We start from the raw sequence: 14,740 nt of genomic DNA on the forward strand, positions 1-14,740 counted from the left end.
GAGGCGAAGCCGGAGCTTTTACCAGTCCGACAGAAGCCGCTTGTTAGCTTATGGGTCGATTAGCGAATTTACCTACACCCCTGCCACCAAGTTTATATCCCGAATACACAACGAACATTGCTAAGATGGAGTACAAGACTACAAAAGTTAATTCTAGCTGGCCTTTGATCAGGTAACCAACATACAACCCAGTTACTAAAATCAACAAGTAGTGAGTGTATGTCATCGAGTTTCTATTCTTTCTCCCGCAATAAATACCTGCCAAGAATGGGAACAACATTCCTACTGCAAAGTTAATCATTTTTACTATTAGTTTATCTGGATCTGGTTCATCTAATGGGAGATTATTTCCTAAGACCCTATCAGCAGTATAAAAAACCGCGAACGCTAAAATTGTTGCAAAGTATCCACCGATGCTAATAACTAGACTGCCTAATAGCCCTCTGAATTTTACTGTGCCCTTTACTTTTTCAGTCATTTCCATGTTCCACTTCATCCCCATTTATGTTTTATGTCAGTAATATATCTCAAGCTCAAAAAAAGCTAACGCCCGCCGCACAGGCGAGTAACTTGTTGCGAGTCCAAAGCGCGAAGCGCGTATTTGTGCCGGCACTTGTTATAATTTCGGAGCCTCATGGATCTCGATGACCTGATAGGACGCTCCAAACTTGTTCCCCACAGGTAGTTCTTTTAGCGACACTTTAACAGAGTGGATGTCATTCTTCATAAGGGCGTGACGGCCATAGATGACATTAAACTGTTTCCGCGTCACACGCTCATCCACAGACGCAACTACTTTCATTTTGTATAAGTAGAATGTTGCCCAAGGATGGCAGCTCTCTTTATCGTCTTCATAGCAAATCTCGGATGACGTGATTTCTGTATCTTTTAGAAACTCAAGATTTCCAATGACGACGAGCTCCTCAGCTGAGGCAAAGCTAGTTAAGAGAAGGAAAAGTGCTACTGTCAATATCTTCATTAGGAGTTATAACGCCGCCGTCACGGGCCGAAATGGAGCAGCGAAGCTGCGGAATGTAGGTCCAGCCAGCTCTGCTGGCATCCGTGATTGGCCTTGTTAAGCATTAGACTGTAACGTACCCCTCGGACCAATGGTCTTGGCCTATCTCATATTCATCAATATAAAACCCACTTTCCTCATCGTCCTCAAGAGGATCAATTAGCTTTGGGCAACCAGAGAACCCAGGTTGAGAAGCTAACCTTTCAATAGCGCCTAGGGCATCCTCTTTACTTGCGTAGAGACCAATGACTTTTACACATTCATTATCTTCTGCGATGACGTGTAAGTGCTGTAATAAAAATGCAGATTTCATAGTGTGCTTAACGTTGCCAACAAGGGCGGCCGAAGCGTAGCGTAGGCCGTCCAGCCCAGCTCATAGCTGGGCGAGCTTGCTTGGCCTGGTTATGTGCTGCTGTGTCATCCATGGCTTCCAGACTTCAACATAGATTCAAATAAAATTATTAAAAAAGCGCCACTTATAACTGGTAAAATTATTCCGGAGATAAGAAAAATAACAGCCAATGAGTGACTACCCATTTTATAGCGTCTATAACCCTCCATGAACGGATACAAGAAGAATCCTATTAGCACGCTATACAAGATGAACTCCGGGACCTTCAGTAAAGCTCCGCCCCCTAACCTTTCTAGGCCCAGGAGATAGATTATTGGATAAAGCAAACCGGCCATGACAAAAACAACTATTAGGTAAAGCCATTTACTCAAAGTTCATATCTCTTCGTTGAAGCACATAACGTTGCCAGCAAGGGCAGCCGAAGCAGAGCGTAGGCTGTCCAGCCCAGCCTCCGGTTGGGCGATCTTGCCTGGCCTGGTTATGCATTTTACTCTGCTACCTGCACCATATCTTTGATTTCAGACTCCACCTCATTGGTGTAACCATACTGCCAATTTGGAAATGGAGCTATTAAAAGAGCTACCCAGCCTTGCATTGAGGTAACTTTAACCTGACCAAGCTCTTGTGACCCGGATGAAACACTGTATGTATTGATGCAGTGGGTAGGGATAATGCCTAGCGTGAGTACGTACATCATTGGTTCAAAACAATGATTGCCTTCTGGCCACTTATTTACTCTTGTTACGGCGACAGCATCTTTATCGCTTATAGCTTCACTAAATTTGTCCTCCGGCTCAACTTTATAGGTTGCGCATGCCGAAAGAAGCGAGATAAGTATGATGAGTGGTAATTTATTCATGATGCATAACGTCTTTAGCATGCGAGCGCTTTTTGTGGAGCCGAAAGGCGGAACGAAAAGTGGGTCGCGTGCCTGAGCTGGTTAAATGCTTTTACCATAACGTTTTTTAACATAGTAAAACACATTAGATGATAACCAAACCAGTATGAGTTGAATAAACATTTCACAATAGGTTAAGTCATACGAGGCCTCACCATCCACGTGGATAAACCAATGTAAGAAAGGAATGGGACCAACAAAGCCTTGGTAAAACCAAAGCCTCCACCAAACGATAGAAGCAACAAACAAGCCCAATAAGATCAGCAATTGTATTCCTGTAGTCTTGTTTCCTTTCTTCATTTAATTCCCTGTATTTAACGCTTTGCGCACAGGCAGACAAACCAAAGGTTTGGTTGTCCAACCGCGCAGCGGTGATTGTGCCGCAACTTGTTAAGGCCTACAGTAGTCATTCGCACTCCGGAGGCACTATATCTGTGAGTTCTATAATTTCTACCGGTACGATTTCATATTCGTATATCCCGCCATACCCATATCTTCCCTTCTTAGACAGGGCCGCTTTCATCTCAACGTAGAGCGGAGGGTAATAAAGAAGGCCATTCGGCTCATATTTTTTCTTGAATTTATCAACAACACCTCTAGAAACCCAGAGCGATTGACCACCTTCACAGACCCTAAATGCTCTCACTTCAAAGCCGAATTCCAAAATTCCTTTGTAGTGATCTTTCCTAAATGATTGAGCTGCTGAAAAGAACAGCCAAATCAATATGGCAATAACACCAAGACTAACCAAGCTAATTATCGACTTAATGTTGTTCACTTGTGAGCCTTAACGCCTTTAGCAGCGGCGGCGAAGCCGTCCAGCCCCGTAGGGGCGATGCTGCCTGAATTTGTTAAACGTCACAGTTGCCCCCATTCACACTGCTGCAAAATAGACTCCCAGTACGAGTTATTCAGTGACTGAAAATCCTCTATTTTTATTAAGCGGCTTTTCAGTTGCGCTACTAATGCAAGCTGTTTTTCTTCCGATTGATTCGCATCAATGGCATCGTTATAGGAATTGAAAGCATCAACCGACTCTTTAAAATGATTATAGTTGTGATTTACATACCAAACCTTTTGATCAGAGTGGTGTTTGTAAACAACCGAACTTCCTTCATCAAATTCGAAAATACCATCGCTGTCATCTTCAGCGATTACTTTTGATTCTGGATCTAATAGTGTGATTTCCATAATTATCGTTTAACGCCGCCATAACCGGCCGGAAAACCGCGCAGCGGTTTGGAGGTCCAGCCCACGCAGTGGGCGATGGTTGATGGCCTTGTTATGTGCCGCCATACATATAGGCCTCTATTAGCTGCTCTTTTACATTTGGATTATTAGCTTTGTGATATAGGTTCAAAGTTATTTCTTTCGCCTTACTCGAAGTTAATTCACACAGAACCTCCGCCAGCCTGTGACAGAATTCTATATTTGATTCATCAAACACATCATTTACCCACGATGCGACAATGTCACTAACCTCCTCAGAGTACCCCAACCCCTCTGTTCGGCATCCCCCAATATTGCATAAAGCCACAGCTGCTTCATATGCCCTTTGTTTATTACTAGTTTTTTCAGATTCGATAATTATTGATGCTAGTTTATCCGCTTCTTCGGCGGAAACATCTTTTTTCAGATTGAAGGCTAGCTCTAAACTATATTCCATGATCTATCCGCACATAACGCCGTGATATGCGGCGGGCGTTGCGAAGCAGCGAACGTCCGGTGGAGGCCCGCAGGGCCGGAACGAACATCATCACCTTGTTATATGTTGAACAGGTCATGAAATCGCTCTTTTTGATGATTTATCCATAATTTAGATTGCTTGTCATTGTCACAAAGAATGAGAATCATCTCATCGTTTAAAGGGTAACCTTGATCGATCCAATCCAAAGCCTGCTTTCTCCAACCACCTTGGAGGGCTCCGATTACTAGCTCATCAAATGGAAACGTCATCAGAGCATTTTCGGGAAGACCTAAATTTTTTAGGCCTTCCTTGATCAACTCTATTACATGTGCAATTTTTGAATAGAAAAATAAATAGAAAAAATGTGCTTGGTGGACTGACTTTACCTGCCAAACGATACTGCTGGTCGCGACGCACCAAAATCCATCTTCTGTAATTCCAATCTGTTCCTTATCATAAGGACGGTCAAACACATGAACATATCTTATTAATGTGCCATCAGGTGTCTCAGCTTCAACAAACTTCTCAAAACAAACTGCATTCACTGTTGCTGCAACGCTCTTTCTATTCATACAGCCTCATATAACGCCGCTAGCAAGGGCAGCCGAAGCAACGCGTAGGCTGTCCAGCCCAGCCCCGAAGGGGTTGGGCGAGCTTGCCTAGCCTGGTTATGGCTGGCGCGCTCGGGACCGACTACTAGCACTTTGCCAGCCATAGTTTGGCTGGCCGCTGCCCAATATTTACGAGGGAAGAATACCGCACTTTCCCTAACCAATTCCTATCTTACTGGCAATCCGCGAAATTGCAGCGGACTGCCTCTTTTTACAACACCCGAGCGAACACTCTTGGAGCGAAACTGCCTGAATAGCAATCAGTAAAATTGCTCAATACCAGATGCTATTTAGTGGCACGAAACCTTCAGTTACCACGAAAAATCAATAAAACCGACCGCCACAATAACGCCCGCAACAGGGGCGACCAATGCTATGCATATTTTGTGCGAAACTGGGAGCGAAGCGATCCGCACAAAATGTGCATAGCGTTGGGCGTCCCGCGGAGGCCCGAAGGGCCGGAGCATCCTGCTTGCGTTTGTTATGAATTTAGCACGCCACTTCACGAATCTCTTCAATTGCAGGTAACCCAGAAAAAATGCCGACTAGCCCAGACACATAGGTAGTCTTACCGATACAGCCTTCCATCTCGGAGTGAACGCTGCCATTTCTAATTGCTGTGTCGGAGAATAACAGTAAACTCAATACGTTAGCTGGAGGCTGTGTCTGTAAATTAATATGATCTTTTGATGGAATTAATACTAAAACATTGCCTCTAGGCGGTTTGTACATATAACCGACAACTTGAACATGCTTGCCATAGTAATTTTCAAACATACCGACAACCATAGGCACATCTCCTCGCATAAACCCACCGGACGGCTTATTACTACAAGCGGTCAGCCCCAAGAGAACTAGTAGTAGTATTGATTTAGTATTTCTCATGAATTCATAACGCCTTGCCCACAGGCCGACCGAAAGGGAGGTCCAGCCCGAAGGGCGATTGTGCGGCAACTTGTTATGAGTTAATTGCATGATTCCGCCAACCCTGCCGCCAACACAGAAAATGCCTGTGTAACTTTTGGTCCAGAAAGGATCTCCTTCAAGTTTTCTGTACTGTAATTTTCTTCAAAGTACTTTGTTTGACAACTGCAGGCTTCTTTAATTTTTATTAAATATGGATCTCGCGGATTTTCAAAATACTCTTTTGATATGTTACCAAACTCAGCGAAGTACCCTGACTGAACGATTGTTTTATCGATGCACCCCTTCCAAAGCCCTTCGGTAAAATCATCTCTCCACCTCTTGTTTTCTAAGTAGTCATTTGCTTGAACCTCAAACGACATCAACAAACAGAGGGGTGTTATAAAATTCCTCATCCACTGAACCCCTAAAGACTCATAACGCCCACAGCAGGGGCGGCCGAAGCATAGCGTAGGCTGTCCCGCGCAGGCCTGCAGGGCCGGAGCAACCTGCCTGTATTTGTTAGCGGCTGATAGAAAGTACATATCGCCGACCTAAGTAAAGCAGGTGTAGCGACGACAAAATTGGTAGACACAGCACCACCATTTGCCAACTTATTCCGCCTTCAGAAACCATGAAGAGGAAACCTAATATGGATATAAGTCCCATAGCCATGAATATTTTGATTTTGGTTGGTGACAATACACTACTCTCTGGCTCAATAATTTTTAATACTAACGATATAATCCCTACCATACCAAAGCTACCACCTAATAGCATCGCCATAAGGTATAGGCCCGAAAATTGACCTTCAAGTAGGGATGATATCGCTACAGGAATAACGATTAACCCCATCGCTAATATTAAAAGTGAGGGGCCAAAGCAAATAACTACTTCCAGAAGTAGCAATAGTTTTCGTAGAGGTCTCAACTATGCCTCCGTAGACTGCTAACATTTATATAGTGGTCATCATGACCACTATTATTTTGACTACTATTTCTGATACAAATTTACGCCAACACGCCATCTTCTTCCACTAAATCAATAGATTACGATCATTTGGTACTACCGGCCCATCTAGAAAAATGATCAACTTGACCACTATCCCCATTTTTAACCGTCCCTTTAACCCACTGATTTTAAAGCATTTATTCGTGATTTTGAGCAACTCAAAAAAATAACAGTCACAACGATCATAAATCCTGTGCTGAACTACCCGCTGGGGCTACCCATCCACCAGCACCCGCCAAACCACCCCATCATCCGCCAGCCGCTTGCGCACCGTGTACTCCACACCACCCAGCGTAATCACCGCATCAGGGTTATAAGCCCCCACCTCACTCACCAGCAGGCTCAACTCAATACGCGGCACCCGCAGCCGCTCCTCCTCATCGAACTCGTCGATTTCCTGATCAAGGATCACCTTGCAATCAATAGGCTCGCCGCCGCCACCATCATAGGTAGCGGCCTTGCCCCATTTGCGAAACGCGCGCTCTGCGGCTCTCTGGTCCAAATCCATGATTCACCTAGGATTTAACGGTGCCCGGTACGCCGGTAAACTTCACGGCAAAACTGGAAACGCCATTCCCGGCAGCCTCTGCGGCGAAGGCGGTGGAGCCGGTGATATCGCCAGTGGCTGCGGTGGCTGCATTACTATCGAATGAGCTGGAGGCGGTTACCCAGGTGAGGGTTTCGCCCTGATTGATCTCTGCGGCGGATACCTTGGGCACGGTGAATACGCCATCAATGGCAATCACCCCGGAGTCGCCCACGGCGATATCATCCATCGCCACACCCAGGACGGCACCTGCGATTACCACCTGGCCGGAGCTAATCGCGGCGCTGGTGTTGTTGGTGAAATCGAGCATGCGCCCATCTTGTACAAAATTCGTAGCCATATTCTTTCTCTCAGTGGATAAAGCGGTAGAAATAAAAAAGGCCGCGTAGTGCGGCCCTTTCCGGTTTAGTTTCAGTTGGGATTGGAATTAGGTTTTGGGTGTTTTCACCATGCCTTTTGGATCCCAGGCTTTGGAGGCGGCATCCAGGCGGACTTTGAATTCCACCCCGTCGATACTCCAGCCATTTTGCTCTTCTAACACCGGGGCCTGCTGGCCATCCAGATAGAGCACTTCGATGGTGTCATGCGCTACCGGGTCGGCATTGAGGTACCAGCCGTTGTGTCCGCTAAGGCGAGCATCAGAGAGCACTTCAGCGATATTGCGCACGCTGTTCGGTGTGGTGTTGTTTTTAGTGGATTCGCCCACTTCGAATTCGGATTCCAAGGCAACCTTTGCGCTGCCCTCGTCGGCAATATCACAGAGCAGGAACTTGGGCCGGATATTGAGCACTGCGCTGCCATCCTTTTGCTTGCCCATCTTCACCCGTGCAGCATCGATGCTGGCCGTATTGATTAGAGCGGCGCTGGCTAGGTTGCCATGATCCGCATGGAACAGGGCTTTTCCATCTGCCATTTTGGGGTTGTTGAGCAGGATGCTGAACACCAGATCCCCAACGGTACGCACGGCGGCGAGTCCCATCTTTTGCGGGATGCGGGTGAAGGCTCCCAGGTCGTCATTAATAATCGCCTGGCGGTTAATGGAGAAGAGTTCCCCGTAAGTGGCCAAAGCGGCAGTTTCGGCCCGTTCGCCGATACTTACATATTTAAATTCTGCCCCCGGTGCCACTTGGCGCAGTGAGGGGAAGCTGCCCAGGTCTGTGCGGGTGGTGAGTTTAAAGTCACTGAGGTTGCCGACACTGGTAAAGCGCGGGAAGATTTCCTGTGCTTCTTCATAGCCTTTGAGCATGGATTTATTGGCGATATTGCCGAGTACCGTTGCGAAGTCACCCGAGCTATGGGTAAACGCTGCAGCGACCACACCCATCCGGTCCAATCCGGACAGGCTTTGGCCGTGGGCCTGCATCAAAATCCGAGCAATCTCCATCATGGTGTAGCCGCTGAGTTCATTGCCCTCTGTGCGCTTTTCACCGAGGGCACGTACGGCAATCGCATTTTCCGCATCGGCTTTCATGCGCTTAATGCCCTCACCTTCCTGCACCACCACGCTGTAGCTTTGCACGGGGGTTGGGGTTTGGCTGCCGAGGGCTGTGAGCAGTTTGTCTTTGGCTTTTTCGGCGGTGCAGTCCATATCATCCAAACAGGTTTGCATGACGGTGCTGTGCGCGTCGAAGCCTTTAAACACCGCTTTGATAGCGTCTTTGCGATTTTTCTCATCGGCTGCAAATTGCGCTTTGGCATCGGCGGCAATCTGCGCTTTCATTTCTGGAGTAACCTCGGGCGCAGCGGTTGCAGCTGGCGTGGTGGAGGTGGTTTTAGGCATGGCTTGCGCTTCCTTGGTTTGGGTTTGGGTTGGATTGCCTGCAACCGCAGACGGGAATCTAAATTCAGTGGGCCCCTGCATGACCAATGCGTTAATGGCTTGAGGGGTGTTTTTAAATTGAGTTAAGTGATCGGCACTGAAGCTGGCAGCCATCTCGATGGCTGCGGTGGTGTCGGTGGCGAAGCCGGCCTCTACCGCTTCGGTGCCGGTATACCAGGTCTCGTCGTCCATCACTTGGCTGATTTCCTCATCCGACATTCCGGAGCGCGAGGAATACAGGCTTTTCATGGTGGCTTTAACTTTGGCCAGCAGGCTCTTGGTTTTTTCCAGAGCGCGCTCATCACCGCGAACACCGGCACTGGGGTTGTGCACCATGTAATAGGCATTTTCGGCGATATGGACCGTATCCCCGGCCAGGGCGATCACGCTGCCCATACTGGCTGCGATGCCTTCAATCCAGGTTTCTACTTCGGCTTTATGGTCTTTAAGCAGGTTGTAAATGGCGGTGCCGTCGAACACATCACCGCCGGGGCAGTTGATATGCAGATTGATCTTGCTGACATCACCGAGAGCTTTGAGGTCTCGAGCAAAGTCCTTGGCAGTCATATCCCAGTAGCCGATGTAATCGTACAAATAGATATCGGCTTCACTGGTATTGGCGGCAGCGGTGATGCTGTACCAGGATTTATTCGACATGGCTGCCTCCTATTCAGATTCAGTTTCTTGCGCGGGTACGGCTTCGCGTTTGGTTGGGGTGGTAATGTCGTTTTGTTTGAGCTTCCGCTGCCAGGCAGCGGTTTGCTTAATCACATCGTCCGGCTTTTTGCCTCGGCGGCGGATGGTCTGCTGTGGGCTGGCCAGTACATTTTCCAGCAGGGTTTCATCGGCGCTGGCTTCATGGACCGGATTAATCCAGGGCATCACCGGGGTAATAAAATCGACGTGCATTAATGTGGATGGATCGACATCACTCGGCACTTTAAAGACATCCGCCAGTAGACCCATCTGCACCCAGCGGCGGGTGGCCGGCTCTACAATTTCCTCACAGAATTCCAAGCTGAGGGTTTCGTAGTTTCCCCACTGCTCCACCAGTTCCTGGCGTTGCGAACTATAAGTACCGTTGTAGTTTTTGCTGATGCTGCTAAAGCTGGCCATGGTGCCGGCGGCAGTCATGCGCTGCATGGTTTCTAAAAATGGCGTTAGTAGACCGCTGGGGCGATTGCTTTGAATGGTGCCGACAGATTCCCCAGGCCGTAAATCGTCGTAGATAGCACCAGCGCGAATAGCCAAGGTGCGATTTCCTTCATCATCAACGTCGTTCTGCGAGTAATCATCTGGACTGCCCTTTTGGATAAAACCCACCATGGCTGAAGCAATCTTGGCGGCAACGCGTTCGTTTTCTTCATAGTCTTTAATATCGGTAAGGCGATTCATTACCGCTGCAAAAATGGAAACCCCTCGGGTCTGGTGCAGCCTGCGCACAAATTTGAGGTGCTCGATATTGTCGGCGCTGTGAAGCCTGCGCTTCATACGCCAGTTAAATGAGGCTCCGGGGTGTTCGTCGTACAACCAAAAGCCCGCAGGCTCACCCCAGGCGGATTTTTGAATGCCTTGCATAATACGCTTGCTGGGATCGTTGTAATCCACCGGCAGGAAATCCGGTTCCAGGCATTCGATGGTGTAAGGCACCGGGGTGCGGTGTTTTAAGCCGGGCACTGTGCCCTGTAGGTGCCGCATTAAAGTTTCACCATCGCGCAGCCAGGTATTACACAAAAGCCGCTGGGCTTTGCCCCAGCTAAATTGCCGGGTACATTCCGGGCGCCTTGCCCATTCCTTGTGGGCGTCATTCATTTGGCTGGCGAGACCATCGTGGATATCGCCATCCCAGGTTTTGGGTTGGAATTCCACATCGATACCGCGAGGGCCGACAATGTTGTTCACCAGGGAGGTGAGAATGCCAAAGGCAAAATCGTGGTTTTGCTCCAGGTGCCGGGCCTGGCCACGCAGGGTTTCCACACTGCCTTCCAGCACCAGGTCGCCGCTGCGGTTATCGCCGGGGTTTTTCCGCAGGCGACTGGGGCGCGCAGCTTCATAGGCGGCGGCGATCTCCAGGGCGCGCCGGGCTTGTACGCGGCGCAGGGCAGCCTCGGGTGCAAAAAACCCGATTACAGAATCTAATTTATTCATTAATTAAAATTCGCGTAGGCGGGGCCACGGCGTTTGCCGGCGGCCTTTAAAGTTTCTGCGGTTGCGCGGCGCTCCCACTCCTGACGGCCCGCGCGGATTTCCTGCAGGTTCTCGGCGGTAAATTGGCGGCCGTTAATGACCGTGGTTTTTCCGGCGAGCACGTCTATCTCGGCCTCGATATAGAGGTCGACCATCTCTTGTGCGGTTTTAGACATTTAACTATCCAGTAGAGAGCCGGCTGGCTGCGCGGGCTGCCTTGGTTTTTTAACGATGGGCTGTTCTGTAGTTTGTTGAGGTTCGCTAAATAGCGTGCGCTGGCCCAGGCGCGATTCGATGGTGGACCATTTTTTCTCGTTGTATTTGTGCATGCCCATGGCGTGGGCGGCGTGCAGGGCGTAGACCTCGGTATCCGTGCCTTCATTGGGTCGGCCTGGGCGTGGCTGCCAGGTTTCCCGGCCTTTATTTTTCTTGCTGGGGGCTTTGACTTCAGCGGTGACCTGCTCCCAGTAATCCTGCCGCACATGCTTGCAGCTGTGCATATAAGCACTGGTGCCGAGAAGCCGCTTGGCCATCAGGTCTTTGGCTTTGTGGGTGCCAACCATATATACCTTTACCCCAAAGCGGTCTGCCTTGGTGCGGCGCTTGGGGTTGTTAAAATCCACCTGCCGGGGCTGGTTGAAGATTTCCTTGGTGCCGAAGTCGTTGCTGTCACCTTTAATCGCCATCACCAGCACGCCGCGATATTTTTTATCGCGGGTTCGTACCCAGTGATACACCGCGTTACTGGTGCCACCATCGGAGGAGTCGATACTTACCGCCGCTGCGCGAATTTCGCCGAAGCGCTCATGCTCAAAACTTTGGAACACCAGCTTATCCAGAGCTGACCAGCAATCATCTTTTTTATCGGCGGTATCGCCATCGATCTCGCCCCAGTACATCTGCCAGGATTCTTCATTGCGACCAAAGGCGCGAATGGTGATTGCGAGTCGGTCGTGCTGAACGTCGATGCCAACCGTTACCAGCAGGCCACCGGCAGGGCAAACTAATTCCGGGTAATCCTCGGCGGCCTCTTGCAGCTTTTCATGGTCCAGCAAACGACTGGCGGCGTACTGGTAGGGCCGGCCCAGTTTGTTGTTCTGAAAAACAATGCGGGCCGATTCATCTCCGCTTTTCGCTTCGTGTTCGGCTTCAAGAAAATCCCGCACTACATCGGCAAGGCCGGTGCCGGGGATACACACATAAAGCTCCGATAGCTCCATAAAGGTTTCTATCGGTTCGATTTCATCCTCAGAATAATCCTCGCCGCATTGAGTTTTTACCCAACCGGCAAAGTCATCGCCATTTTCCTGCGCGGTTTTGCAGGTCTGCAAAATATTAGCCTGGCGGCGGTAGTCATCCCATTCACTGCCACAGTGCGGGCAGCCATACACTGCGCTTTCTGGCTGGTGCAGGCCGAATACCGGGTGCGGTGTGCCGCCCTCTTTCTCCAGCCAGCTGACGTTTTCCCAATCCAACACATGAGACTCACCGCAGTCGTGGCAGGTAATCGGTAACACACGCATGGTGCCGAGTTTGGTGTAGTGCTCTACCTGGGAGAGATCCGCAACCGCAGGTGTACCGCCAATAATTAATTTTTTATTGCGCATCCGCTTAAGGCGTTCGCGCAGGTGGCGAATAGAGTCGCCCTGATCACCGACGTCTTTGTTGGTATCGTCAGGCTCTTCTACATAGCCCCGACGGGCTGAAGTAGATTTCACATTGGAAATTGAGTTGGAGCCAATGGTGCGCACTTCACCACCGGGGAATTTCTTCCGCGTGGAACGGCTACCGCCTTTGCGGCTGGTGGTGACATCAATTATCCGATTTACTGCTGGTGAACCTTCGATTATCGGTACCAGCTTTTCATCCATAAACAACCGGCCTTTTTCATCTTTGGGGAACAGCATCAGGATGCGGGCGGGCTCAGTAGCGGCGACCTTGCAGATATCGGTAGCCAGTAGAACCGTCCAGCCGATCTGCGCAGCCTTTTGCATCACTACCATCCACGACACCGGATTATCCAGCGCGTGCATCACACCCCAGAAATAAGGCACATAATCGTTGCGGTAATAGCCCGCGTTATCGCTATCCTCTGACGGCAGTTTGATATTTTCCGGCAACCACTCAATCAGCGGGACTTTAGGCTGCGGTATCCAGGTTTCCCGCACCTCCTTCACTAGGCGCGAGAGATTCGATCTCGTAACTACCAATAGCTCTGAGGGCAGCGTCAATACTAGGCTGTAAGGGTTCTCGATCGACGGTAATGGCATGCTGACTTTCGATAGCAATAAGGATGCTTTCTACCGCTCCTAAAAATTCATTCTTACCAATGGTGGACCACTCCACCATCACCTTACGTACAGACTCAACATCAACTATTAATTGATCCTCTCGGTATAATTCGCGTCTAATTTTCTCCGCGCTCATCCTAGCCTTATCTGCATCAGCCAAGTCTTTCTGATTGCGAGCTTCATTAGCCTGACGGCCAGCAGCTTCAGTACGCAGCCGCTCACAATAAACTTGTAGCCACACGCTGTAAGTAGAGCCTTGCGGTAACACCCCAGCCTGCACATGCTTAGCAATTGCCGGTTGAGAAGTTCCCACCAGCCGAGCGAACCCCGACTGAGTGGCCTGATCATTAAGTGATGGGTTGTCAGCCAAGGTATAACCCCCTAGGAAATTTCAGATAGCTGTTAAAAACACGGGCCCGAATTGCTCGTGGGCTGGGTCGCTCAGGAGGACCCGTTGACGTTTAGGTCAACGCCGCTTGGCTGTCGCAATGGCACGATCCATTGCCTTATCAAGCTCTATCGGGAAGTGTCGCCGTGCTATGCCTTCGGCAATTCGGACAAAGGGGAAACGCTGGCGGTAGTTCGGCCTTCCCTTTAGGAAAATAAGAATGGGTTTAGCCGTTCGCTTGCGCTTACCCCCTGCCCTTTTCCATATACCCAAGACACCATTAATTTTCCCAACAAAATATTTAGATTTAGGGCCTTGCGAACTGTCAGATCCACGCCTTTTAGTACCGGAGTTGGCTCGTAGTTCTGCCAGGATCTTCTTATAGGTCGCAACCGAAATGTTGCCATGCTTATTTAGTCGGGCTTCCTTCCCATGTACCACGTACATCCCACTCGGTAAGAGGCCAGCATGTCGAAGCGCTCGCTCAAAGCGTTTGTCAGCCCGGTTCTCATCAATCACCGAGGGCGCGAGATACTCACTAGGTGCAGTGCCGTTCGGGGCCTGATCACGAATAAAGACTTTCGCCACACCTGAGCGCTTAGTGGCTTTCTTCACCAGTACAGAGTTCAGGGTTAGGTTCGCCGGATTGGCAAAGATGCGCCCAATGGCTGCACGCTCCTCCCCCCGTATACGAAACGCCACATTGTTCAGCGCAACCGAACTGGCATAGGGCAGCTGCTTTTTAATTTCAGCAGTCGCCCGTTCAAACTTTGAAGTATCCAGCTTTACACTAACGTCCATCGTCCCCGCCCTGCTGCTCCTGCAGCTTCAAACGTTTATGGTTGTAATACCAATTCACAATGAACCCACCCAAAGCAATCAAGAAACCACCTACCGCCAATAACTCCTGCGCTGCATATCCACCGACTACCGCTGTACCCGCAGCAACCGTTGTAGTTGCACTGGCGACCTTTTGAACCATGGCTTCCCTCGCTGCCTCTTGAGCTACAGTGTTCACCGCTTAGCCT

The 14,740-nt window shown here is 49.5% G+C and carries 21 protein-coding genes; all 21 read right to left on the bottom strand.

Annotation, left to right across the window (positions count from 1 at the left end):
* Positions 1-43: 43 nt before the first annotated feature.
* Positions 44-478: a hypothetical protein gene (locus tag ACJJIL_RS17720; RefSeq protein WP_445360382.1), complete on the bottom strand. Its 435-nt coding sequence runs from the start codon at positions 476-478 to the stop codon at positions 44-46.
* A 138-nt stretch (positions 479-616) separates the two neighbouring features.
* A complete protein-coding gene (locus ACJJIL_RS17725; protein WP_445360383.1) occupies positions 617-979 on the bottom strand; it encodes a hypothetical protein in 363 nt (120 codons plus the stop codon).
* A gap of 103 nt (positions 980-1,082) precedes the next feature.
* The gene (locus ACJJIL_RS17730; RefSeq protein ID WP_445360384.1) at positions 1,083-1,331 is read right to left on the bottom strand and encodes a DUF7336 domain-containing protein; all 249 of its coding nucleotides are present in this window, start codon (positions 1,329-1,331) and stop codon (positions 1,083-1,085) included.
* Positions 1,332-1,857: 526 nt separating this feature from the next.
* Positions 1,858-2,229, bottom strand: a complete 372-nt coding sequence (locus ACJJIL_RS17735) for a hypothetical protein (protein WP_282931105.1) — start codon at positions 2,227-2,229, stop codon at positions 1,858-1,860.
* 81 nt (positions 2,230-2,310) lie between these two features.
* Positions 2,311-2,568 carry a hypothetical protein gene (locus ACJJIL_RS17740; RefSeq protein ID WP_444898103.1) on the bottom strand — a complete coding sequence of 86 codons (258 nt, stop codon included), beginning with the start codon at positions 2,566-2,568 and terminating at the stop codon, positions 2,311-2,313.
* A 106-nt stretch (positions 2,569-2,674) separates the two neighbouring features.
* A complete protein-coding gene (locus ACJJIL_RS17745) occupies positions 2,675-3,046 on the bottom strand; it encodes a hypothetical protein (RefSeq protein ID WP_444935367.1) in 372 nt (123 codons plus the stop codon).
* 80 nt (positions 3,047-3,126) lie between these two features.
* Positions 3,127-3,459 (bottom strand): hypothetical protein, encoded by a 333-nt coding sequence (locus ACJJIL_RS17750; protein WP_445360385.1) that lies wholly within the window; start codon positions 3,457-3,459, stop codon positions 3,127-3,129.
* Between the two features lie 91 nt (positions 3,460-3,550).
* Positions 3,551-3,934, bottom strand: a complete 384-nt coding sequence (locus ACJJIL_RS17755) for a hypothetical protein (RefSeq protein WP_445360386.1) — start codon at positions 3,932-3,934, stop codon at positions 3,551-3,553.
* Between the two features lie 98 nt (positions 3,935-4,032).
* Positions 4,033-4,527, bottom strand: coding sequence for a hypothetical protein (locus ACJJIL_RS17760; protein WP_445360387.1), 495 nt, complete (start codon positions 4,525-4,527; stop codon positions 4,033-4,035).
* Between the two features lie 528 nt (positions 4,528-5,055).
* A complete protein-coding gene (locus ACJJIL_RS17765) occupies positions 5,056-5,541 on the bottom strand; it encodes a hypothetical protein (RefSeq protein ID WP_445360388.1) in 486 nt (161 codons plus the stop codon).
* Positions 5,532-5,885: a hypothetical protein gene (locus tag ACJJIL_RS17770; protein ID WP_444905576.1), complete on the bottom strand. Its 354-nt coding sequence runs from the start codon at positions 5,883-5,885 to the stop codon at positions 5,532-5,534. Before ACJJIL_RS17770 ends, ACJJIL_RS17765 begins: the two co-directional genes overlap by 10 nt.
* A gap of 106 nt (positions 5,886-5,991) precedes the next feature.
* Positions 5,992-6,399, bottom strand: coding sequence for a hypothetical protein (locus tag ACJJIL_RS17775; protein ID WP_444913286.1), 408 nt, complete (start codon positions 6,397-6,399; stop codon positions 5,992-5,994).
* Positions 6,400-6,694: 295 nt separating this feature from the next.
* The gene (locus ACJJIL_RS17780) at positions 6,695-6,988 is read right to left on the bottom strand and encodes a head-tail joining protein (RefSeq protein WP_445360389.1); all 294 of its coding nucleotides are present in this window, start codon (positions 6,986-6,988) and stop codon (positions 6,695-6,697) included.
* Positions 6,989-6,995: 7 nt separating this feature from the next.
* Positions 6,996-7,367, bottom strand: a complete 372-nt coding sequence (locus ACJJIL_RS17785) for a capsid cement protein (RefSeq protein WP_445360390.1) — start codon at positions 7,365-7,367, stop codon at positions 6,996-6,998.
* 87 nt (positions 7,368-7,454) lie between these two features.
* A complete protein-coding gene (locus ACJJIL_RS17790) occupies positions 7,455-9,503 on the bottom strand; it encodes a ClpP-like prohead protease/major capsid protein fusion protein (protein ID WP_445360391.1) in 2,049 nt (682 codons plus the stop codon).
* A 9-nt stretch (positions 9,504-9,512) separates the two neighbouring features.
* Positions 9,513-10,994: a phage portal protein gene (locus ACJJIL_RS17795; RefSeq protein ID WP_445360392.1), complete on the bottom strand. Its 1,482-nt coding sequence runs from the start codon at positions 10,992-10,994 to the stop codon at positions 9,513-9,515.
* A complete protein-coding gene (locus tag ACJJIL_RS17800; protein WP_445360393.1) occupies positions 10,994-11,209 on the bottom strand; it encodes a DUF6148 family protein in 216 nt (71 codons plus the stop codon). Before ACJJIL_RS17800 ends, ACJJIL_RS17795 begins: the two co-directional genes overlap by 1 nt.
* Positions 11,210-13,201 (bottom strand): terminase gpA endonuclease subunit, encoded by a 1,992-nt coding sequence (locus ACJJIL_RS17805; RefSeq protein WP_445360394.1) that lies wholly within the window; start codon positions 13,199-13,201, stop codon positions 11,210-11,212. It lies immediately after the preceding gene.
* Positions 13,173-13,694, bottom strand: coding sequence for a hypothetical protein (locus tag ACJJIL_RS17810; RefSeq protein ID WP_444919103.1), 522 nt, complete (start codon positions 13,692-13,694; stop codon positions 13,173-13,175). Before ACJJIL_RS17810 ends, ACJJIL_RS17805 begins: the two co-directional genes overlap by 29 nt.
* Before the next feature lie 96 nt (positions 13,695-13,790).
* Positions 13,791-14,513 (bottom strand): hypothetical protein, encoded by a 723-nt coding sequence (locus ACJJIL_RS17815; protein ID WP_445360395.1) that lies wholly within the window; start codon positions 14,511-14,513, stop codon positions 13,791-13,793.
* Positions 14,503-14,730: a holin gene (locus ACJJIL_RS17820; protein ID WP_444956776.1), complete on the bottom strand. Its 228-nt coding sequence runs from the start codon at positions 14,728-14,730 to the stop codon at positions 14,503-14,505. The genes ACJJIL_RS17815 and ACJJIL_RS17820 overlap by 11 nt, the downstream gene beginning before the upstream one ends.
* Positions 14,731-14,740 lie beyond the last annotated feature (10 nt).

The organism is Microbulbifer maximicatervae (SeqCode), assembly GCF_052468095.1.

What these genes read in the sequence shown, in the direction of transcription:
- ACJJIL_RS17720 (WP_445360382.1), bottom strand. Translation starts at nt 478, where the DNA reads ATGACTGAAAAAGTAAAGGGCACAGTAAAATTCAGAGGGCTATTAGGC.
- ACJJIL_RS17725 (WP_445360383.1), bottom strand. Translation starts at nt 979, where the DNA reads ATGAAGATATTGACAGTAGCACTTTTCCTTCTCTTAACTAGCTTTGCC.
- ACJJIL_RS17730 (WP_445360384.1), bottom strand. Translation starts at nt 1,331, where the DNA reads ATGAAATCTGCATTTTTATTACAGCACTTACACGTCATCGCAGAAGAT.
- ACJJIL_RS17735 (WP_282931105.1), bottom strand. Translation starts at nt 2,229, where the DNA reads ATGAATAAATTACCACTCATCATACTTATCTCGCTTCTTTCGGCATGC.
- ACJJIL_RS17740 (WP_444898103.1), bottom strand. Translation starts at nt 2,568, where the DNA reads ATGAAGAAAGGAAACAAGACTACAGGAATACAATTGCTGATCTTATTG.
- ACJJIL_RS17750 (WP_445360385.1), bottom strand. Translation starts at nt 3,459, where the DNA reads ATGGAAATCACACTATTAGATCCAGAATCAAAAGTAATCGCTGAAGAT.
- ACJJIL_RS17755 (WP_445360386.1), bottom strand. Translation starts at nt 3,934, where the DNA reads ATGGAATATAGTTTAGAGCTAGCCTTCAATCTGAAAAAAGATGTTTCC.
- ACJJIL_RS17760 (WP_445360387.1), bottom strand. Translation starts at nt 4,527, where the DNA reads ATGAATAGAAAGAGCGTTGCAGCAACAGTGAATGCAGTTTGTTTTGAG.
- ACJJIL_RS17765 (WP_445360388.1), bottom strand. Translation starts at nt 5,541, where the DNA reads ATGCAATTAACTCATAACAAGTTGCCGCACAATCGCCCTTCGGGCTGG.
- ACJJIL_RS17770 (WP_444905576.1), bottom strand. Translation starts at nt 5,885, where the DNA reads ATGAGGAATTTTATAACACCCCTCTGTTTGTTGATGTCGTTTGAGGTT.
- ACJJIL_RS17780 (WP_445360389.1), bottom strand. Translation starts at nt 6,988, where the DNA reads ATGGATTTGGACCAGAGAGCCGCAGAGCGCGCGTTTCGCAAATGGGGC.
- ACJJIL_RS17785 (WP_445360390.1), bottom strand. Translation starts at nt 7,367, where the DNA reads ATGGCTACGAATTTTGTACAAGATGGGCGCATGCTCGATTTCACCAAC.
- ACJJIL_RS17790 (WP_445360391.1), bottom strand. Translation starts at nt 9,503, where the DNA reads ATGTCGAATAAATCCTGGTACAGCATCACCGCTGCCGCCAATACCAGT.
- ACJJIL_RS17795 (WP_445360392.1), bottom strand. Translation starts at nt 10,994, where the DNA reads ATGAATAAATTAGATTCTGTAATCGGGTTTTTTGCACCCGAGGCTGCC.
- ACJJIL_RS17800 (WP_445360393.1), bottom strand. Translation starts at nt 11,209, where the DNA reads ATGTCTAAAACCGCACAAGAGATGGTCGACCTCTATATCGAGGCCGAG.
- ACJJIL_RS17815 (WP_445360395.1), bottom strand. Translation starts at nt 14,513, where the DNA reads ATGGACGTTAGTGTAAAGCTGGATACTTCAAAGTTTGAACGGGCGACT.